Below are 18,343 nucleotides of genomic sequence, written 5' to 3'. Positions count from 1 at the left end.
AATACGTCCAACGCTTCCAGAAATATCCAATGTTTCGGAGGGGAGGCCGGATGATCTTCAGCCGCGGAGAGAGCGAGGACGCAACCGTCGTGGCCATGCTGGCCTCGGCCCTGAGGCGCGATATCTCGTTCGGCGTGCTGCTCCCCGACCAGAAACTCAGGATCAATGCGCTGCGACAGCGCTATGGCGGGTCGAACCATTCCATGCGCGAGACGCTGCGGATGCTGAGCGCCGAGGGGCTGGTCGAGGCTTCGGCGCAACGCGGCTTCCGCGTGACCTCGGCGACCGAGGACGATCTGCGCGACATAGAACTCGTACGGCTGGAGATCGAGAAGATCGCCCTCGCCCGGGCGCTGGATGCCGGCGATACGGGCTGGGAGGGGCGGGTGGTCGCCGCGCATCACGCCTTGCGCAAGGCGGAGGAGCGTGTCGCGGCCACACCCGACGACCTGACCGCGCTTGAATGGGACGAAAGGTGCCGGGCTTTCTCGGCCAGCCTGATCTCGGCCTGTGGCAGCCCGCGGCTGATCGACCTGCAGCGCAAGTTCTTCGACCAGAGCCGGCGGTTCCGCCTCGCCCTGCTGCGCGAGGACGCGCTCGATTTCGCCGCGCGCCGCGACAGGCAGGAGGCGCTGGTCGCCGCCGTGCTGGCACGCGATACAGATGCCGCGCTCGCGATGCTCGAAAGGGACATCGTCGCGGAACTCAGGACGGGGCGCTGAACCCCGCAGCACCGATCATCAGGGAGGAAACCATGATCAGACTCAACCGCCGCAAGGCGCTCATTCTCGGGGGCGCGGCCGCCGCGTCCGCGCTGGCCGCCCCGGCCATCGCGCAGAACACCAAGATCAAGGTGGGCGCTCTGCGCTTCACTTCGCATTCCGGCAGTTTCGTCGCCAAGGACCGCGGCTATTTCGCCGATGCCGGGCTGGACGTGGAACTCGAGTTCTTCCAGGCCGCGCAGCCCATGGCCGTCGCGATCGCGAGCGGGGACATCGACTATGCCGTGACGGCGATCTCGGGCGGGCTGATCAGCCTGGCCCAGAAGGGCGCGATCAAGGTGATCGGCGGGGCCCTGATCGAGGAAGAAGGCATCGACGGTCAGCAGATCCTCGCTTCGGACGCCGCCTATCAGGCCGGTGTGACGGATCCCTCGAAACTGGACGGCAAGGCCTATGGCGTCACGCAGACCGGGTCGTCCTTTCACTACGTGGGCGACAAGATCGCGCAGGCCGAGGGGATCAGCATGTCCTTCAAGCCCCTGCAGAAGGTCGGCGCGGTGATCGGTGCCATCAAGTCGGGGCAGATCGACGCCTGGAACATCGTGCCCCACATCGCCAAGCCTCTGGCGGGGTCGGGCGCCGTGCATATCATCGGCGCGGTGCAGGACTATCTGCCGAACTACCAGACCACCACGGTCTTCACCTCGGCCGAGAACGCGGCCAACCAGCGCGACAAGACCGAAGCCTTCCTCGCCGGGTTCTCGCAGGGGGTGGCCGACTACAATTCGACCATGATCGACCGCTCGGGCGGCGAGGCCGGCGTGGACGAGATGGTCGAACTGATCCATCAGTATGTCTATGCGGACCGTCCGTTCGAGAAGGCCAAGCCCTCGATCGTCAACGGCACGATGCGCATCAACGAAGGCGCAAAGCTGAACCTCGCCTCGGTCAGGGACCAGCTGGAGTGGTTCAAGGCGGGTGGCTACGTCGATAGCGGCGTGACCATCGACGACCTCGTGGACACCTCCTATGTCGAGGTGATGAGCTAGGTCCGGCACGACAACGGCAGAGCGTCGCGCGCGGCGCTCTGCCGATCGTCCGGCGCATACCCCCAGATAAATTCGGAGGCCCGATGGACATCAGGCTGGATGGCATCAGCCATTCCTACGACGACTTCAAGGTGATGGAGGACATCACGCTGGATATTCCCGCGGGTCGGATCGTCTGCATTGTCGGACCCTCCGGCTGCGGAAAATCCACGCTGCTGAGGTTCATCGGCGGGCTGGAGCGGCCCGAGGCGGGCACGGTCCGGCAGATCGGCGAACCGCCGGCGGGCTGTCTCAACCCGCTGACCTACATCTTCCAGGATTTCGCGCTGCTGCCGTGGCGCAGCGTCGAGGGGAACATCTCGCTCGTGCTCGAGGATCACGGGATCAAGGGGCCGCGGGCGCGGGAGATCATCGGCGACGTGCTGGCGAGGACCAAGCTGACCGATTTCGCCCGCGCGCTGCCGAAGCAGCTTTCGGGCGGCATGAAGCAGCGGGTCGCCATCGCGCGCGCGCTGGCGGTGAACCCTGCGGTCATGCTGATGGACGAGCCGCTATCGGCGCTCGACAGCCAGACGCGGGAGCTGCTGATGGATGACCTCATCTCGCTCTGGGCCCGCCAGCCGTTCACCGCCGTCTACGTGACGCACAACCTGGCCGAGGCGGTGCGGCTGGGCCACCGGATCGTCGTGCTGTCGCGGCGGCCGGGCCGGATCCAGGAGATCGTGGAGATCGACAAGCCTCTCGAGGCGCGCCAGTTCGGTGATGCGGACCTCGATGCCAAACAGAAATACCTCTGGCAGCTGATGCGGGACGAGGCCCGGGCTGCGGATGCGGAGTTGCTGAATGTCTGACGCGACCCTTTCGATGGATACACGCGCGGCCGGGACCGGGGCTCAGGGCAGGCCGGTCGCCTTTCGCGGCGGCGGTTTCGCGCCGCGCCCGCGCCGCTGGGTCGGCGTCGTCGTCTTCGTGCTGCTGATCCTGATCGCGGAATGGGGGACGCGGGCGGGGTGGATCTCCGCCCTGACCCTGCCGAAGCCCTCGGACGTCTTCGGGACGTTTCAGGAACTCTACGCCTCGGGAATGCTCTTCAAGCACCTGGGGCCGTCGCTGGCGCGGCTCGCCGTCGGCGCGCTGATCGGCGTCTCGGTCGGGGTCAGCGTGGGTGTCCTGATCGGTCTGTTCTCGTATATCCGGGCGGGCATGGTGCCGCTGGTGGCGGCGCTCTTCCCGATTCCCAAAATCGCGCTCCTGCCGCTCTTCGTGATCTGGTTCGGGATCGGCGAAGGGTCGAAATACGCGCTGATCGCCTTCGGGACCTTCACGCCCACGGTGGTGGCCACCTACGGCGCGGTGGACAACGTGGATCGGACGCTGATCCGGATGGGGCAGAGCTTTGGCCTGTCGTGGTGGTCCATCGTGCGCAAGATCGTGTTGCCGGGGGCGATGCCGGGGATCCTGTCGGGGCTCCGCATCAGCCTGGCGATCGCGATCATCCTGCTGGTCGCGGCGGAAATGCTGGGCGCGGAATTCGGAATCGGGGCCTACATCCTCCAGGCCGGATCGCTCTATGATCTCGAGCGGCTCTTCGCGGGCGTGGTGATCCTGTCCCTGCTGGGCGTGATCGTCTCGGGCGCCATCGGCATGATCGAGCGGCGGGTTCTGGGGTGGCGGACATGAGCCATGACGTGATCGTCGCGGGCGGCGGAACGGCCGGTGTCGCGGCAGCTGTCGGTGCCGCGCGGGCGGGGGCGCGGGTGCTGCTGCTGGAACGCCACGGCTGCCTCGGCGGGGCGGCCACGGTGCGGAACGTTCTGACGCTGTGCGGGCTGTACACGCTGGGCGAACCCTCCCGCATGGTGGTGGGCGGAATCGCGGCCGAGGTGGTTGCGGCGCTCGCGGCACGCGGGGCCGTGACGCCGCCGCAGCGGTTTCGCGGCGTCTTCTCGGCCTTCGAGCCGGAGGCGATGAAGGCGGTGCTCGACCAGCTCGTGATCCAAGCCGGCGTCGAAGTCCGTTTCGGGTGTTTCGTGACCGGTGCCGCGCGCCGGGAGGACCGCATCGCGAGCGTGACCTACGCCGACCACGGCGGGTCCCGCACCGTGCAGGCGCGCGCCTTCGTCGATTGCACCGGAGACGGCGACCTGGCCCACGCGGGCGGGGCATCGACGCGCTACGGCAATTCCGACGGCGTGAACCTCGGCACGCTCGGCACGCGTTTCGGCGGCATCCCGGGCGATGTCACGGTCAGTGCGGCGCAGATCGCCGAGGCTGTCGCTGCGCTCGACGTGCCGCCGGGCACCGTCACCAAGGACAGGTGCGTCATCGTGCGGCTGCCCGGATCGGACGATCTGGTCCTCTATCTCGCATCGGCCGATTACGATCCGCGCGACGCGGCGTCGCTGAGCGCGGCCGAGATCTCGGCCCGGCGGCAGAGTTGGGCCTATCTCGACGCCGTCCGGTCCCTGCCGGGGTGCTCCGGCGCCTACCTCGCGTCGACCGGACCCGAGATCGGCACGCGGGAGTCGCGGCATCTGGACTGCCGCCGTCAGCTGAAATGGGACGATCTCGAGGCGCGACGCTCTTTCGACGATTGCATCGCACTCGGCGCCTGGGGCGCCGAGTGGCACGACAGGGCGAGCTATGTCTCGTCCTTCGACTACCCGCCGGACCGGGGCGCCTACGAGATACCGCTGGGATGTCTGCACTCGGTCGACACGCCCAACCTGTTCTGTGCGGGGCGACTGGCCGATGGCGACCGCAAGGGCGGGGCCGCGATCCGAGTGATGGGGACGGCCATGGCCACCGGACAGGCGGCGGGCGTGGCGGCGGCGCTGACCGCGGCCGAAAGGTTCTCGCCCGATGCGGTGCGCGATGTGCTGCGCAGCGAGGGGGCGATCCTCTCGGTCGGGGAAATCGCTTGAGGGTCGGAGACGTTCGCGGGAGAAGAGGCTGCGCTGCCCGAAATCGAGCGACAAGAAGGAGAGGCCATCATGGCAGAGGATAGACCGATACTCTGGACCCCCGGAGCCGAGCGGGCGGCGGCCACGCGGATGGCGCGCTATATCGCGTGGCTCGAAGAGAACCGGGGCCTGCAGTTCGACGATTATCAGCAGTTGTGGGATTGGTCGGTCCGCGATCTGGACGGGTTCTGGACCTCGATCGTCGAGTTCTGCGACCTGCCGATCTCGGGGTGGCGCGAGGTGCTGCCCGAGCGCAAGATGCCGGGCGCCGACTGGTTTCCCGGCGCCGAGACGAACCTGGCCGCCCCGCTCCTGCGTTTTGCCGAGGAACGGCCCGAGGCCCCCGCGCTGGTCTGCCAGTCCGAGACCTTCGGCCGGGTCGAGCTGACATGGCGCGAGCTGGCCGACAGGGTCGGCGCTTTGCAGGCGTCGCTGAAAGAGATGGGCGTGGGGCAGGGCGACCGGGTCGTCGCGGTGCTTCCCAACACTCCCGACGCCATCATCGCCATCTATGCGACGGTCGGGCTGGGGGCCATCTGGTCGCTCTGTTCGCCGGACATGGGGTTTTCGGCCATTCTGGACCGGTTCCGCCAGATCGAGCCCAAGGTGCTCATCGCGCAGGACGGCTATGTCCACGCGGGCAGGACCCAGGACAAGCGGGCGGTTCTCGATGATCTCGCGGCGGGTCTTCCCAGCCTCGAGCACAAGATCATCGTGCCGGTCGTCGGCGACGGTGCCGGCTGGTCGGACTGGGGCGAGATGCTGTCGCGCAGGCAGGCGCCCGAGGCGCGCATGGTGCCGTTCTCGCACCCGCTCTGGGTGGTCTATTCCTCGGGGACGACGGGCAATCCCAAGCCCATCGTGCACGGCCACGGCGGGGTCATGGTCGAGGGCGCCAAGCAGGCGCTGCACCAGGACACCGGCCCGGACGACCGGTTCTGCTGGCTCACCTCCTCGGGGTGGATCATGTGGAACACGCAGGTCAATTCGCTGAACCAGGGGGCGATGGTCGCGCTGCACGACGGGGCGGCCAACCATCCCGACATGCTCGAGGTCTGGCGGATGGTGGCGCGCGAGAAGCTCACCTATTTCGGGGCCGGCGCCGCCTTCTACCAGGCCTGTTTGAAGGCCGGCGCGCGGCCGGGCGCCGAGCTCGACCTGTCGTCGCTCCGGGCGCTCGGCTCGACCGGGTCGCCGCTCAGCCAGGAGGGGTATGACTGGATCTACTCCGAGGTGAAGTCGGACGTCTGGCTGGCGCCGATCTCGGGGGGGACGGATTTTGCCGGCGCCTTTGTCCTCGGCAATCCGATGATGCCTGTGCGCGCGGGCGAAATGCAGTGTCGCGCCCTTGGCAACGCCGTGCGGTCCTTCGACGAGGAGGGGCGTGAGCTGACCGGCGAGGTGGGCGAACTGGTCTGCACGGAACCTCTGCCGTCGATGCCGCTGTTCTTCTGGGGCGACGAGGACGGGTCGCGGCTGCACGACAGCTACTTCGACACCTATCCCGGCGTCTGGCGGCACGGCGACTGGATCGAGATCACCGAAGAGGGGGGCGCGGTGATCTACGGCCGTTCGGACGCGACGATCAATCGCCGGGGGCTCAGGCTGGGCTCGTCCGAGATCTACCGGGCGGTCGAGGCGCTGGACGAGGTGCTGGACTCTCTGGTCATCGACCTGGAGTTCCTGGGTCGCGAAAGCTTCATGGTGCTGTTCGTCGTTCCCAAGCAGGGGCCTCTCGACAGCGCGCTGCGCGACAGGATCAACCTGTCGATCCGCAACGGCGTCTCGGCCCGGTTCCTGCCCGACGAGATCGTCGAGATTACCGATGTGCCGCGCACCCTGTCGGGCAAGAAGCTCGAGGTTCCGGTGAAGAAGCTGCTGCTGGGGCACGATCCTGAAAAGGTCGTCAACCGCGACTCCATGGCCAACCCGGAGAGTTTCGACCAATTCATCACCTACGCCGAGGGGCGGCGCGACCTCGCGACCTGATCGCAGGGGCGGCGGTCAGCCCGCCGCCGTCGCGCCGACCCGAGCCCCCGGCGGGATGGTCGGCGGGGCGGCGTTCAGCGTCTGGATGGCGAAGCCGGCGGCCGTCTTGTAGACGGACATGAGGTCGGCCTTCTCGCGGGGGGAGACCACGGCGTCGATATCGTCGAACTCTCCGCCGCAGCGCTCGTCGATCAGGTTCAGCAGGGCGAAAGGGCCGGCGCCTCGGTTGCGCAGGACCAGCGCCGAGACCTTTTCGCACAGCTCGGCGTCATAGTCCGCGAGGGCGGCCGGAGCGACGCCGCGCTCGAGCATCTTCGCGCCCAGGATCCTGGCGTCGATGATCGCCTGGGAGGCGCCGTTCGATCCGGTCGGATACATCACGTGGGCGGCATCTCCGATCAGCGCGATCCGGCCGTCCTGCCAGCTGGGCACCGGGTCGCGGTCGATCATCGGGTATTCCCAGACATCCGGCGTCGATCTCAGCAGGGCGGGCACGTCGAGCCAGTCGAATTCCCAACCCGCGAAGTGATGCACGAACTCGTCATGGGTCACCTTGCGGTTCCAGTCGCCGGACCGCCAGCCTGCGGAATTGTCGACGGTCACCTCGGCGATCCAGTTCATCAGGACGAGGCCCTCGGCATCGGGGTGCGAGATCGGATAAAGCACCATCCGGTGGCGGCTGGTGCCCAGGCCGAGGAACGAGGAGCCGCTGCGCAACGGCCGTGTCCGGGTCGTGCCGCGCCACATGACGGCGCCGCCCCACTGGATCGGGGGCTGATCGGGGTACATCTGCGCCCGGATCGCGGAATGCAGCCCGTCCGCGCCGATGAGCAGGCGGCCGGTCGCCGTTTCGGTCGCGCCGCCCGCGCGCTCGATGCGGGCGGTGACGCCATCCGCGGTCTGGTCGTAGCCGGTCACCCGGGCCCCCAGCACCACCGCTTCGGCGCCGAGCCGTTCGCGCACCTTGGCAAGCAGCAGCATCTGCAACCGGCCCCGGTGCACCGCGTATTGCGGCCAGTTGTACCCGGCCTCCTCTCCGCGCGGTTCGGCATAGGCTTCCTGGCCCCGCAGGCCGAGCAGCGCCCATTCGCGGATGGGCAGGCCGATGCGGTCGAGGTCGGCACGCTCGATGCCCAGGTCGAAGAGTTCGCGCACCGCATTGGGCTGAAGGTTGATGCCGACACCGAGGGGGCGCAGGTCCTCGACGGCTTCGAAAACCCGGCACGGCACGCCGATCTGGTGCAGCGTGAGCGCCATGGCCAGCCCGCCGATCCCGCCGCCCGCGATCAGAACTTCGTTCTTTGCCATGTTGCCTCTCCTCCCGCCGGGGTCGGGTGGTTTTATCAGCGGATATGCCGAAATCAACGGCGGAAAATGCCGCGTGGATAGTTGATCGAAAAAGTCGGAATTGACTTCGGTGAGCAAAATAGTCAGGAAAGGCATAGGGAACGGAATCGCCACATGTCAATTGACCAACTGCAGATCAGCGCCCTTCGTCGTGCCGGACGTGCCCATGCGGGTTGAGCCGGGGGCCATGGCGGTCGGCCAGATCGGGCTGTTGCCCGAGGGCGAGGCCTGGTGGGTGCGCGCCCTGCGGCTCTGGTGCTCGGGCGCCGATGGCCAGGAGGCGCTGCGCGACCAGATCGCGATGCGCTGCGGGTCCCGGAAGGTCGAGGAAATCTTCGGCCGGTTCACCGACCTCATGGCGCTGATCCTGGAGCACGGCCGCCGGCGCATGATGCGCCACGGGCTCGATTGCGAATGCGTCGGAGCGGACGAGGCGGTCTTCGCGCTCTTCTGCTCGCAGGCGCTCAACGACCGGGAAGAGGCGATGATGATCGCCTGTCTCCTGATGCGGGCGGATGTCGCGCCGATCGCCGTCTCGCTTGCCCAGACCCTCGGGCTCGACCTCGCGCGGACGGCTCCCAGGCCCCGCCGGTTGCTCAATTGAACGCGCGGTGGCGGCAGATGAGCCCGATCAGATCGGGGGCGGGGGGCGGAATGGCTGGATGATCCGCACGCCGTCTCCGATTGCGAAACCTTCAACAGGGCCGGGGCGTCCAGAGCCGGCCGAACCGAGCAGAAGTCCATGATCGTCTGTCACTGCACCCAGATCTCCGACCGGGACATCCACGCCGCCATCGACTGGATGCGCGCCGCCGACCCCGACACGATCATCACGCCCGGCAAGATCTATCACGCGCTCGGCAAGACGCCGGACTGCGGCGGATGCCTCGATCTCTTCGTGGGGACGATGGTGAAATCCGACAATCTGGGCGTGCCCTCGGTGCTGCGCAACATGCGCGCCAGGCGACGGGTTTCATCGCTCAAGTGACAGTTTTTGTTGGTATTCTTCTTTTTTGGAATAATTCTAAATTGAGCTTGAGTCTACGCCGGAAGCGCGTATATGCTCCCAGAATGTGACATTGAGAGGGACCGGTCATGAAGGGCGATGAAAAAGTCATCCAATACCTCAACGACGCGCTGCGGAGCGAATTGACCGCCGTCAGCCAGTACTGGTTGCACTATCGGCTGCAAGAGGACTGGGGCTACGGGCATATTGCCGACAAGTCGCGCGAGGAAAGCATCGAAGAGATGCACCACGCCGACAAGCTGATCGCCCGCATCATCTTCCTCGGCGGTCACCCGAACCTGCAGAAGCTCGATCCGCTGCGCATCGGCGAGGATCTCAAGGAGACCCTGGAATCCGATCTCGCCGCCGAACACGAGGCGCGGACCCTCTACATCGAGGCGCGGAAACACTGCGATTCCGTCGGCGATTACGTCTCGAAGAACCTGTTCGAAGACCTGATCACGGACGAAGAGGGCCATATCGATTTTCTCGAGACGCAACTGGAGCTCTTCGCGAAGCTCGGCGCCGAGAAATATGGCCAGCTGCAGGCCAAGCCCGCCGACGCGGCGGAGTGATCGGCGCCCGCTGAACCCCTGCCGGCCAGGCTGTCCGGCCGTAATCCGCGACCCGCGCCGCCCCGGGCGAGGGCCGTGAAGGCGGTGCGGAGTGCGGCTTGCTCCTCGCCTGTGCCTCGACTGTGCCTCGGCGGATCAGAACTGCCGGCACGAGAAGCGGCCTCGTCGCCACAGAAAATCCGCACTGCGGGGTCGCCCTGTGGGTCGGCAAGCTGCGCCTTCTGCGGTCGGTGGATCGCCGCCGGGACATCAACCTGGTGCGGATCGCACAAGGTGCGCCGGCTGCCGCCGCCGCCCCGGGCGAGGGGCCAGCCCCTCGCGCTCCCCGGGATATTTCGGGACCAAAGAAGCAGGGCGCGCGCCCCTCTTCATCTTGCCGGAAATACTCCCGCCGGAGGCGTCATGCGGTTGCCGCGGGCGCGGCGATATGGGGCTGCGCCTCGCGCACCAGGGGCTTCAACCCCTCTCCACCGGCCGCGAGGTGGTCGAGCAGGTGACGCCGCATCCGGGGATCCCAGAAATCGTTGATATGGGCGGCTGTGCGGAGGGCCTGATCGTCGCCGGGCTGGGAGGCGAAGAAGGTGGCGATCTGGTTGGCCATGGTGACCATTTTCTCAGGCGACATTGTCGGCTCCTGTGGCGGCTCCGGTGATGCGGTCGGGACGGGTGAAGACCTCGGCCCGGCCGTCGCGGGCGAGGGCGGCGAGGGTGATGCCGGCCTCGTCCGCCGTGCGCAGGGCGCGGGCGGTCGGAGCCGAGACGGCGATGAGCAGGCCGCAGCCGGCGAGGGCCGTCTTCTGGACGAGTTCGATCGAGACGCGGGAGGTCAGGACGAAGGCGCCGGTGGCGGGGTCCGTGCCTTGGCGGGCGAGCGCGCCGATGACCTTGTCGAGGGCGTTGTGGCGGCCCACATCCTCGCGCGCGAGCGCAAGGCCCTGCGGCGCGAGGAAGCCGGCGGCATGGACGGCGCGGGTTTCGTCGTGCAGCGGCTGGGCGGCACGCAGGAGGTCGGTGGCTCGGGCGATCTGCCCGATCGTGAGGTCGGGGCGGGCGGCGACCTTCGGGAGGGGGCGCGTGGCCTCTTGCAGGCTGTCGATTCCGCAGAGACCGCAGCCGACGGGCCCGGCCATGGCGCGGCGGCGCCGGGTGAGCGCATTGCCTTGCGCGTCGGCGAGCCACATGCGGATCTCGATCCCGGCGTCATGGGGTTCGACGGCAAGCTCGGTGATCTGGTCCGGCGCTGTGACGATGCCTTCGGTGAGGGAAAAGCCCATGGCGAAATCCTCGAGGTCCGAGGGGGTCGCCATCATCACCGCTTGGGTGGAGCCGTCGTAGACGAGAGCCACGGGCACCTCTTCCGGCAGGGCGCGGGTGGTGGGGGCGGTGGTGCCGCCGCCGATCCGCAGGGCCTCTGCGCGGGCGGATGTGGCAAGGGTCGCCGTCATTCCGCCGCCGGTATGATGCGACGGGACTGCGCGGCCTGGGCGGCGTAGTCCTCCTGCCAGTCGGAGGGCCCGTTGGACGGGGCGACCTGCACCGCCGTCACCTTGTATTCCGGGCAGTTCGTGGCCCAGTCCGAGAAGTCGGTGGTGACGACGTTGGCCTGGGTGTCCGGGTGGTGGAAGGTCGTGTAGACGACCCCCGGGCTGACCCGGTCGGTGATCGTGGCGCGCAGGGTCGTCTCGCCCGAGCGGGAGGCGAGGCGGATCCAGTCGCCCTCGCGGATGCCGCGGTTCTCGGCATCGTGGGGGTGGATTTCGAGCTCGTCCTGCGCATGCCAGACGTTGTTCGCCGTGCGGCGGGTCTGGGCGCCGACGTTGTACTGCGACAGGATCCGGCCGGTGGTCAGCAGCAGCGGGAAGCGCGGACCGGTCCTTTCGTCGGTGGCCAGGTATTCGGTCACGATGAACCGGCCCTTGCCGCGGACGAAGCCGTCGACATGCATCAGCGGCGTGCCTTCGGGGGCGGCGTCGTTGCAGGGCCACTGGACCGAGCCGCGTTCCTCGAGAAGGTCGTAGGTGACATTCGCGAATCCGGGGGTGGTGGCGGCGATTTCCTCCATGATCTGAGCAGGATGGGTGTAGTGCCAGCCGGCGCCAAGGGCGTTGGCGAGGCGTTGCGTCACCTCCCAGTCGGCGTATCCGTTCTTCGGCTTCATCACCTCGCGCACGCGGTTGATGCGGCGTTCGGCATTGGTGAAGGTGCCGTCTTTTTCGAGGAAGGTGGAGCCGGGCAGGAAAACGTGGGCGTAGTTCGCCGTCTCGTTCAGGAAGAGGTCGTGGACGATCACGCAGTCCATGGCGGCGAGGCCCGCGGCGACGTGTTTGGTGTCGGGGTCGGACTGCAGGATGTCCTCGCCCTGGCAATAGAGCGCCTTGAAGGTGCCTTCGACCGCGGCATCCAGCATGTTGGGGATGCGTAGGCCCGGTTCGGGGTCGATCTCGACGCCCCAGGCCGCCTCGAAGATCGCGCGGACCTCGGGGTTCTTCACGTGCCGGTAGCCGGGCAGTTCGTGCGGAAAGCTGCCCATGTCGCAGGAGCCCTGCACGTTGTTCTGGCCGCGCAGCGGGTTTACGCCCACGCCGCGCCGGCCGATGTTCCCGGTGAGCATGGCGAGATTGGCGATGCCCATGACGGTGGTCGAGCCTTGCGAATGTTCGGTCACGCCGAGGCCGTAGTAGATCGCGCCGTTGCCGCCCCGGGCGAAGGCGCGGGCCGCGTCGCGCAGGGTCGCGGAGGGGACACCTGTGAGCAGCTCGGTCGCTTCGGGCGAATGCCGCTCGTCCCGGATGAAGTCGGCATAGGACTGGTATTCGTCCCAGTCGCAGCGGGTGCGGATGAAGGCTTCGTCGGCCAGCCCCTCGGTCACGATGACATGGGCTAGGGCGGAGACGACGGCGACGTTGGTGCCGGGCCGCAGGGGGAGGTGCCATTTCTCGCCCATATGGGGGGTCGAGAGCAGGTCGATCCGGCGGGGGTCGATGACGATGAGTTTCGCGCCCTGGCGCAGCCGTTTCCTGAGGCGCGAGGCAAAGACCGGATGGCCGTCGGTCGGGTTGGCTCCGATGACGATGGCGATGTCGGTCTCTTCGACGCTGTCGAAGTCCTGGGTCCCGGCGGAGGTGCCGAAGGTCTGGCCCAGCCCGTAACCCGTGGGCGAGTGGCAGACGCGGGCGCAGGTGTCGGTGTTGTTGTTGCCGAAGACCGCGCGGGTCAGCTTCTGGACGAGGTAGGTTTCCTCGTTCGTGCAGCGGGAGGACGTGATGACGCCCATCGACTTGCGGCCGTATTCGTCGCGGATCCTGGTCAGGCGTTTGGCGGTGAAGTCCATGGCCTCGTCCCAGGAGACCTCGCGCCACGGGTCGTCGATCGTGTCGCGGATCATCGGGTTGAGGATGCGGTCGGGGTGTTCGGCATAGCCGTAGGCGAAGCGGCCCTTGACGCAGGAATGGCCGCGGTTGGCCTTGCCGTGCCTGTAGGGGGTCATGCGGACCAGCTTGTCGCCGTTGAGCTCGGCCTTGAAGGAACAGCCGACCCCGCAATAGGCGCAGGTGGTGAGGACGGCGCGGTCCGGCGTGCCCATCTCGGCGACCGATTTCTCCTGGAGCGTGGCGGTCGGACAGGCCTGGACACAGGCGCCGCAGCTGACGCAGTCGGAATGCAGCGCGTCGTCGGATTTCGCGCCGAAGGAGACGCGGCTGTCGAAGCCGCGGCTTTCGATGGTGAGCGCGAAGGTGCCCTGGACCTCTTCGCAGGCGCGGACGCAGCGCGAGCAGACGATGCATTTCGCCGGGTCGTAGGTGAAGTAGGGGTTGCTGTCATCCTTCGGGATGTAGCGGGCGTTGGTGGCGGCGTCGGGGGTCCTGGCGCGGAGGTCCGACTGGGTCAGCCCGCCGGCCATGGTGGGGGCATAGTGGTTGTCGCCCGGCGTGTAGCGCATGTCGCGCAAGCCGACCATTCCGGCCATGTCCTGAAGCTCGCAGTCGCCGTTTGCCGAGCAGGTCAGGCAGTCGAGCGGGTGGTCGGAGATGTAGAGCTCCATCACGCCGCGGCGGAGCTTGTGGAGCTTGTCGCTCTGGGTGCGGACCTCCATCCCTTGCGCGACGGGGGTTGTGCAGGAGGCTGGTGTGCCGCGGCGGCCCTCGATCTCGACCAGGCAGAGGCGGCAGGAGCCGAAGGCCTGGACGCTGTCGGTGGCGCAGAGCTTGGGGATCCTGATGCCCGCTTCCATGGCGGCGCGCATGACGGAGGTGCCGGATGGAACGGTGATGTCGAAGCCATCGATCTTGAGCGTCACGGGGGTGTCGGACCCGGGCAGGGGCGTGCCCATGTCCCAGTCCTTCGGGGGAAGGATGAAGTCTTTCATGCGGTGATCTCCTGGCTGGAGAGCGGGGAGGGGGCGCTGCCCCCGCTGCCCTTGCGGGCAGCCCCCCGGGATATTTGGAGGACCAAAGAAGGGAGGTGCGCAGGCATCATTCGGCGGCCTCCCTCGCCTGTCCGAAGTCCTCGGGGAAGAGGTGCAGGGCGGACATCACGGGGTAGGGGGTGAAGCCGCCGAGCGCGCAGAGGGAGCCCGCCGTCATCGTCTCACAGAGATCTGTGAGGATCGCGGTGGCGTCGGGATCGCCGGCGGCGATGCGGTCGATGGTTTCCACGCCGCGCACCGCGCCGATGCGGCAGGGGGTGCATTTGCCACAGGATTCGACGGCGCAGAACTCCATGGCGAAGCGCGCCATGCCGGCCATGTCGGCGGTATCGTCGAAGACCACGATCCCGGCATGGCCGATGAGCCCGCCGGCGCCGTCGAATTCCTCGTAGCCGAAGGGGGTGTCGAACTGGTGCGGGGCGAAATAGGCACCCAGGGGGCCGCCGACCTGCACCGCCTTGACCGGGCGGCCGGAGGCGGTGCCGCCGGCAATCTCGTTCACGAGGGTGCCGAGGGGGAGGCCGAAGGCGGTCTCGTAGAGGCCGCCGTGTTGCACGTTGCCGGCGATCTGGATCGGCATGGTGCCGCGCGACCGGCCGAGGCCGAAATCCGCGTAATGCTGTGCGCCCTTCTCGAAGATCACCGGGATCGTGGCGAGCGAGAGGACGTTGTTGACGACCGTGGGCCTGCCGAAGGCGCCCTGCAGGGCGGGGAGCGGGGGCTTGGCGCGGACCACGCCGCGCTTGCCCTCGAGCGAGTTCAGGAGCGAGGTTTCCTCGCCGCAGACATAGGCGCCGGCGCCGATGCGGACCTCCATCTCGAAGGCCCGGCCCGAGCCGAGGATATCCGGGCCGAGCAGGCCGCCGTCGCGGGCGAGACGGATGGCGCGGTCCATGATGGCGATGGCGTCGGGATATTCCGAGCGGATGTAGACGAAGCCCTTGGTCGCGCCGGTGCCGAGGCCGGCGATGATCATCCCCTCGATCAGGGAGAAGGGATCGCCCTCCATGATCATGCGATCGGCGAAGGTGCCGCTGTCGCCCTCGTCGGCGTTGCAGACGATGTATTTCTGCTCTGCCCGAGCCTGGCGGACCGTGTCCCACTTGATGCCGGTCGGGAAGCCCGCGCCGCCGCGACCGCGGAGACCGGAGGTCTTGACCTCCTCGACGATGGCGGCCGCCTCCATGCCGAGAGCGCGGCGCAGGCCGGCGAGGCCGCCATGGCCCTCGTAATCGGCGAGCGAGAGCGGGTCGGTGATGCCGCAGCGGGCGAAGGTCAGGCGGGTCTGGCCGGCGAGAAAGGGGATGTCGTCCGTCGGGCCGAGGCTGTCGGCGGTGCCGTCGAACAGGGCAGGGACGTCCTGCGGGGTGACGGGACCGTGGGCGATGCGGCCCGCGCCGCGGTCGATCTCGACCAGCGGTTCGAGCCAGATCATCCCGCGCGAGCCGGTGCGCACGAGGTCGACCTCGATGCCGCGGGCCCGGGCCTCGTGGCGGATCGCTTCGGCGACCTCATCGGCGCCGAGGGCCTTGGCGGCGCTGTCGAGAGAGACGTAAATTTTCATGCGGGGGCCTCCTCCACGGAAGGCTCCGACAGGGCGGCGGCGAGTTTTGCCGGATCGGCCCGGCCGATGAGCTTGCCGTCCACCATTGCGGCGGGGCCGCAGGCGCAGAGGCCGAGGCAGTAGACCGGTTCGATCGTGACGCGGCCGTCGGGCGTCGTGCCGTGCCAGTCGAGGCCGAACCTGTCGAGGAGGGTGGCGGCCATGGCATTGGCCCCCACGGACTGACAGGCTTCGGCCCGGCAGACCTTCACCACATGGCGGCCCGCGGGGACGTCGCGGAAATCGTGGTAGAAGCTGACGACCCCGTGCAACTCGGCCCGGGTGATGCCGAGCGTGGCGGTGAGCAGCGGATAGGCGCCCTCGGGGATGTGGCCATAGGCCTCCTGAAGGGCGTGAAGGATCGGCAGAAGCGCACCTTCACGATGGCGTTCGGTGTCGATCACGGCCTGGATGTCGTCTGGCGTCGGGGGCGGTGCTGGGCGCATCTGTCTATCCGTCAGTCTCTCATGCCCCGCGTGCCGCGTGGGGCATGGGGGAATCAATATCGCAAATTCGTTGTCCGATAGGAATTTTCTATGACGCCTCCGCGAGGCGCGCGGCCTCCTGCATGAGGGCGGTCAGGACGGGCGTGTGAGGTTCTTGGAATTCCGTAATCAGACCAACGGCATGGGCGTGGCCGGCATCGTCGATGGGGACGGCGGCCATGGCTTTGCCAGCGACGAGAAAGTCGGCGATGTCGCCCGGCAGAATCGTGACCCAGTCGCCCCGCGCCACGGTGGCGGCGAGGACGACGGTGGAGTTCGCCTCGATCAGGGCCTCGGGTGTCTTCCCGGCCTCGAGCATGTTGCGATTGATAATCCGGCGGTTCTGCATCTCGGGCGTGAGCAGACAAAGCTTCTGTTCGGCGACCTCGGCCCAGCCGACCCGGCCGCGTGCGGCGAAGGGGTGGGCGCGGTGGCAGACGAGGCGATAGGTCTCGCGGTAGAGGCGAACCGTGCTGACCCGGCCGAGCGGTTCGTTGTCAAGGTAGGTCAGGCAGGCGTCCAGCTCAAGATTTTCGAGCATCGTCAGGGCGTTCTGCGAGGAGGTTGACCGGATCGAAAAGCCGATGCCGGGGTGGCGCTCGGTGAGCCGGGCGGCGAGGCGGGAGGCCCATGTGAGTGCCGTGGGTATGACGCCGAGGCGCAGCTTTCCCGAAAGCCCGTCCTTCTTGGCGCGCATCTCGTCGCGCAGGCGACGGGTGTCGCCGACGATGCGGCGGGCCATGACCAGGGCGCGGTGCCCCTCGGGGGTCAGGCCGCCGAAGCGAGAGCCGCGTTCGACCAGTTTCACGCCCAGATGGTCCTCGAGCTGCTTGAGACCGGCCGAGAGCGTCGGCTGAGTGATCGAGAGGCTCTCGGCTGCGCGCCCGAAATGGCGTTCCTGGGCGAGGGCGATGAGCATTTCGAGCTTTGCGATCATGATATCCTGCGTGAGTCACGTTGCCTTGATAGGCATAATCTATCGGCGCGCAGGTTTCACGCCCGTTTCGCACTCCGCCCCGGTGCCCGGTCTTTGGGCCGGCAGCGGGCCGAAAGGGGTTATTTTCCTTCCGGAGCTTGGCCCCCGGCAGGGCGACCGCTATTGTCCGCAGGTCATTGAAACAGGAGTACTTCATGCATCCAGCGACCGAAGCCGACGAGATTTCCGCCATTGCATTCGGGTTCATGGGGTCCAAGGCGCTCTTCGTCGCGCTCGACCTCGGCGTGTTCACGAAGCTGGCCGGAGGGTCGGCAACGGCCGAAGAGATGGCACAGGCCACGGGTATCCACAGGGATCGGGCCGAAACCCTCCTGACGGCGCTGACCGGCCTGGGGCTGCTGACGGTGAAGGCGGGCCGTTTCGCCAATTCGCCGGCCGCCGATTCGTTTCTGGTGAAGGGGGCCAAGTACGATTTCGGCGATTACCTGCGGCTGCAGGTCGGGCGCCAGATGTACGGGCTTCTGGACCAGCTGGACGCGGCGGTGCAGGGCGAGATGACCGAGGGTGCCACGGCGAGTTACGAACAGTGGTTCTCGGATCCCGACCAGGCCCGGCTCTATTCCGAGAGCCAGCACGCCGGATCGCTGGGCCCTGCGCGGCAACTGGCGAAAAAGGTGGACCTGTCGGGCGCGCGGCGGCTGCTGGACGTCGGCGGCGGGACCGGTGCCTTCGCCATCACCTTGTGCAGGGCCTTTCCCGAGCTGACGGCGACGGTGGTCGAATTTCCCAATGTCGCCACGCTGGGGCGGAAATACGTCGAGGAGGCGGGGCTGTCGGACCGGATCACCTATGTCGAGGGCAACGCGCTGTCGACGGACTGGCCGGAGGGGCAGGACACGGTGCTGATGTCCTACCTGTTCTCGGGGGTGCCGGGCGACGCGCACACCGACCTGATCGCGGATGCCCGGGCGGCGCTGGCGCCCGGGGGGCAGGTGGTGATCCACGACTTCATGGTCGAGGCCGACCGAAGCGGGCCGGAACTCGCCGCGCTCTGGCAGTTGCAGCACACGGCCTTCACGCCGGAAGCGCGGTCGGTGGATACGGGGACGCTGGCAGAGGAACTGACGCAGGGCGGGTTCGAGAAGGTCGACATCGTCGAGATGATCCCGCAGATGACCAAGGTCGCCGTGGGGCGCCGGGCGGCGTGACCGCCGTCCGTGCGGCCTGCGACGCATTTGCGA

General features: G+C 67.8%; 17 protein-coding genes. 10 read left to right on the top strand and 7 right to left on the bottom strand.

Annotated features, from left to right (window positions below):
• Window positions 1-50: 50 nt before the first annotated feature.
• From OB2597_RS10830 to OB2597_RS10805, 6 genes are all read left to right on the top strand, one after another.
• Window positions 51-722 (top strand): GntR family transcriptional regulator, encoded by a 672-nt coding sequence (locus OB2597_RS10830; protein WP_009805601.1) that lies wholly within the window; start codon window positions 51-53, stop codon window positions 720-722.
• 32 nt (window positions 723-754) lie between these two features.
• Window positions 755-1,771, top strand: coding sequence for an ABC transporter substrate-binding protein (locus tag OB2597_RS10825; protein ID WP_009805600.1), 1,017 nt, complete (start codon window positions 755-757; stop codon window positions 1,769-1,771).
• 83 nt (window positions 1,772-1,854) lie between these two features.
• Complete coding sequence (locus tag OB2597_RS10820) at window positions 1,855-2,622, top strand: ABC transporter ATP-binding protein (RefSeq protein WP_009805599.1); 768 nt, start codon at window positions 1,855-1,857, stop codon at window positions 2,620-2,622.
• Entirely contained in the window at window positions 2,615-3,451 is an 837-nt protein-coding gene (locus OB2597_RS10815; RefSeq protein ID WP_009805598.1) for an ABC transporter permease, read from the top strand. The genes OB2597_RS10820 and OB2597_RS10815 overlap by 8 nt, the downstream gene beginning before the upstream one ends.
• Window positions 3,448-4,695: an FAD-dependent oxidoreductase gene (locus tag OB2597_RS10810; protein ID WP_009805597.1), complete on the top strand. Its 1,248-nt coding sequence runs from the start codon at window positions 3,448-3,450 to the stop codon at window positions 4,693-4,695. The genes OB2597_RS10815 and OB2597_RS10810 overlap by 4 nt, the downstream gene beginning before the upstream one ends.
• Before the next feature lie 69 nt (window positions 4,696-4,764).
• The gene (locus OB2597_RS10805; protein ID WP_009805596.1) at window positions 4,765-6,723 is read left to right on the top strand and encodes an acetoacetate--CoA ligase; all 1,959 of its coding nucleotides are present in this window, start codon (window positions 4,765-4,767) and stop codon (window positions 6,721-6,723) included.
• A gap of 15 nt (window positions 6,724-6,738) precedes the next feature.
• Here the strand turns inward: OB2597_RS10805 and OB2597_RS10800 are convergent, their stop codons facing one another.
• Window positions 6,739-8,031 carry a flavin-dependent oxidoreductase gene (locus OB2597_RS10800; RefSeq protein ID WP_009805595.1) on the bottom strand — a complete coding sequence of 431 codons (1,293 nt, stop codon included), beginning with the start codon at window positions 8,029-8,031 and terminating at the stop codon, window positions 6,739-6,741.
• Between the two features lie 205 nt (window positions 8,032-8,236).
• Between OB2597_RS10800 and OB2597_RS10795 the strand changes: the two genes are divergently transcribed.
• The 3 genes from OB2597_RS10795 to bfr all read left to right on the top strand — a co-directional run bounded on the left by OB2597_RS10795 (window position 8,237) and on the right by bfr (window position 9,651).
• A complete protein-coding gene (locus OB2597_RS10795; protein ID WP_009805594.1) occupies window positions 8,237-8,674 on the top strand; it encodes a hypothetical protein in 438 nt (145 codons plus the stop codon).
• A 138-nt stretch (window positions 8,675-8,812) separates the two neighbouring features.
• The gene (locus OB2597_RS10790) at window positions 8,813-9,058 is read left to right on the top strand and encodes a (2Fe-2S)-binding protein (protein WP_009805593.1); all 246 of its coding nucleotides are present in this window, start codon (window positions 8,813-8,815) and stop codon (window positions 9,056-9,058) included.
• A 107-nt stretch (window positions 9,059-9,165) separates the two neighbouring features.
• The gene (gene bfr / locus OB2597_RS10785) at window positions 9,166-9,651 is read left to right on the top strand and encodes a bacterioferritin (protein ID WP_009805592.1); all 486 of its coding nucleotides are present in this window, start codon (window positions 9,166-9,168) and stop codon (window positions 9,649-9,651) included.
• 400 nt (window positions 9,652-10,051) lie between these two features.
• Here the strand turns inward: bfr and OB2597_RS10780 are convergent, their stop codons facing one another.
• The 6 genes from OB2597_RS10780 to OB2597_RS10755 form a co-directional block, all read right to left on the bottom strand.
• Window positions 10,052-10,276 carry a formate dehydrogenase subunit delta gene (locus OB2597_RS10780; protein ID WP_009805591.1) on the bottom strand — a complete coding sequence of 75 codons (225 nt, stop codon included), beginning with the start codon at window positions 10,274-10,276 and terminating at the stop codon, window positions 10,052-10,054.
• On the bottom strand, window positions 10,266-11,096 hold the full coding sequence (gene fdhD / locus OB2597_RS10775; RefSeq protein ID WP_009805590.1) for a formate dehydrogenase accessory sulfurtransferase FdhD: 831 nt from the start codon (window positions 11,094-11,096) through the stop codon (window positions 10,266-10,268). Before fdhD ends, OB2597_RS10780 begins: the two co-directional genes overlap by 11 nt.
• Window positions 11,093-14,017 (bottom strand): formate dehydrogenase subunit alpha, encoded by a 2,925-nt coding sequence (gene fdhF, locus OB2597_RS10770; RefSeq protein WP_009805589.1) that lies wholly within the window; start codon window positions 14,015-14,017, stop codon window positions 11,093-11,095. The genes fdhD and fdhF overlap by 4 nt, the downstream gene beginning before the upstream one ends.
• Window positions 14,018-14,123: 106 nt before the next feature.
• Window positions 14,124-15,641, bottom strand: a complete 1,518-nt coding sequence (locus tag OB2597_RS10765) for a formate dehydrogenase beta subunit (protein ID WP_009805588.1) — start codon at window positions 15,639-15,641, stop codon at window positions 14,124-14,126.
• Complete coding sequence (locus OB2597_RS10760; RefSeq protein WP_009805587.1) at window positions 15,638-16,126, bottom strand: formate dehydrogenase subunit gamma; 489 nt, start codon at window positions 16,124-16,126, stop codon at window positions 15,638-15,640. Before OB2597_RS10760 ends, OB2597_RS10765 begins: the two co-directional genes overlap by 4 nt.
• 88 nt (window positions 16,127-16,214) lie before the next feature.
• Window positions 16,215-17,102, bottom strand: coding sequence for a LysR family transcriptional regulator (locus OB2597_RS10755; RefSeq protein WP_009805586.1), 888 nt, complete (start codon window positions 17,100-17,102; stop codon window positions 16,215-16,217).
• A 194-nt stretch (window positions 17,103-17,296) separates the two neighbouring features.
• On the opposite strand from OB2597_RS10755, the gene OB2597_RS10750 reads away from it, so the two are divergent.
• A complete protein-coding gene (locus OB2597_RS10750) occupies window positions 17,297-18,310 on the top strand; it encodes a methyltransferase (RefSeq protein ID WP_009805585.1) in 1,014 nt (337 codons plus the stop codon).
• Window positions 18,311-18,343: the final 33 nt, after the last annotated feature.

It is taken from the genome of Pseudooceanicola batsensis HTCC2597, from assembly GCF_000152725.1.
Classification (GTDB): Bacteria; Pseudomonadota; Alphaproteobacteria; order Rhodobacterales; family Rhodobacteraceae; genus Pseudooceanicola; species Pseudooceanicola batsensis.
The sequence above is the reverse complement of the archived record's forward strand: the minus strand, read 5'-3'. Positions and strand labels throughout refer to the sequence as shown.

Coding starts and splice junctions, on each gene's coding strand:
- OB2597_RS10755 (WP_009805586.1), bottom strand. CDS start 17,102: ATGATCGCAAAGCTCGAAATGCTCATCGCCCTCGCCCAGGAACGCCAT.
- OB2597_RS10795 (WP_009805594.1), top strand. CDS start 8,237: ATGCGGGTTGAGCCGGGGGCCATGGCGGTCGGCCAGATCGGGCTGTTG.
- fdhF (WP_009805589.1), bottom strand. CDS start 14,017: ATGAAAGACTTCATCCTTCCCCCGAAGGACTGGGACATGGGCACGCCC.
- OB2597_RS10830 (WP_009805601.1), top strand. CDS start 51: ATGATCTTCAGCCGCGGAGAGAGCGAGGACGCAACCGTCGTGGCCATG.
- OB2597_RS10805 (WP_009805596.1), top strand. CDS start 4,765: ATGGCAGAGGATAGACCGATACTCTGGACCCCCGGAGCCGAGCGGGCG.
- OB2597_RS10750 (WP_009805585.1), top strand. CDS start 17,297: ATGCATCCAGCGACCGAAGCCGACGAGATTTCCGCCATTGCATTCGGG.
- bfr (WP_009805592.1), top strand. CDS start 9,166: ATGAAGGGCGATGAAAAAGTCATCCAATACCTCAACGACGCGCTGCGG.
- OB2597_RS10780 (WP_009805591.1), bottom strand. CDS start 10,276: ATGTCGCCTGAGAAAATGGTCACCATGGCCAACCAGATCGCCACCTTC.
- OB2597_RS10820 (WP_009805599.1), top strand. CDS start 1,855: ATGGACATCAGGCTGGATGGCATCAGCCATTCCTACGACGACTTCAAG.
- OB2597_RS10765 (WP_009805588.1), bottom strand. CDS start 15,641: ATGAAAATTTACGTCTCTCTCGACAGCGCCGCCAAGGCCCTCGGCGCC.
- OB2597_RS10815 (WP_009805598.1), top strand. CDS start 2,615: ATGTCTGACGCGACCCTTTCGATGGATACACGCGCGGCCGGGACCGGG.
- OB2597_RS10760 (WP_009805587.1), bottom strand. CDS start 16,126: ATGCGCCCAGCACCGCCCCCGACGCCAGACGACATCCAGGCCGTGATC.
- OB2597_RS10810 (WP_009805597.1), top strand. CDS start 3,448: ATGAGCCATGACGTGATCGTCGCGGGCGGCGGAACGGCCGGTGTCGCG.
- OB2597_RS10790 (WP_009805593.1), top strand. CDS start 8,813: ATGATCGTCTGTCACTGCACCCAGATCTCCGACCGGGACATCCACGCC.
- fdhD (WP_009805590.1), bottom strand. CDS start 11,096: ATGACGGCGACCCTTGCCACATCCGCCCGCGCAGAGGCCCTGCGGATC.
- OB2597_RS10825 (WP_009805600.1), top strand. CDS start 755: ATGATCAGACTCAACCGCCGCAAGGCGCTCATTCTCGGGGGCGCGGCC.
- OB2597_RS10800 (WP_009805595.1), bottom strand. CDS start 8,031: ATGGCAAAGAACGAAGTTCTGATCGCGGGCGGCGGGATCGGCGGGCTG.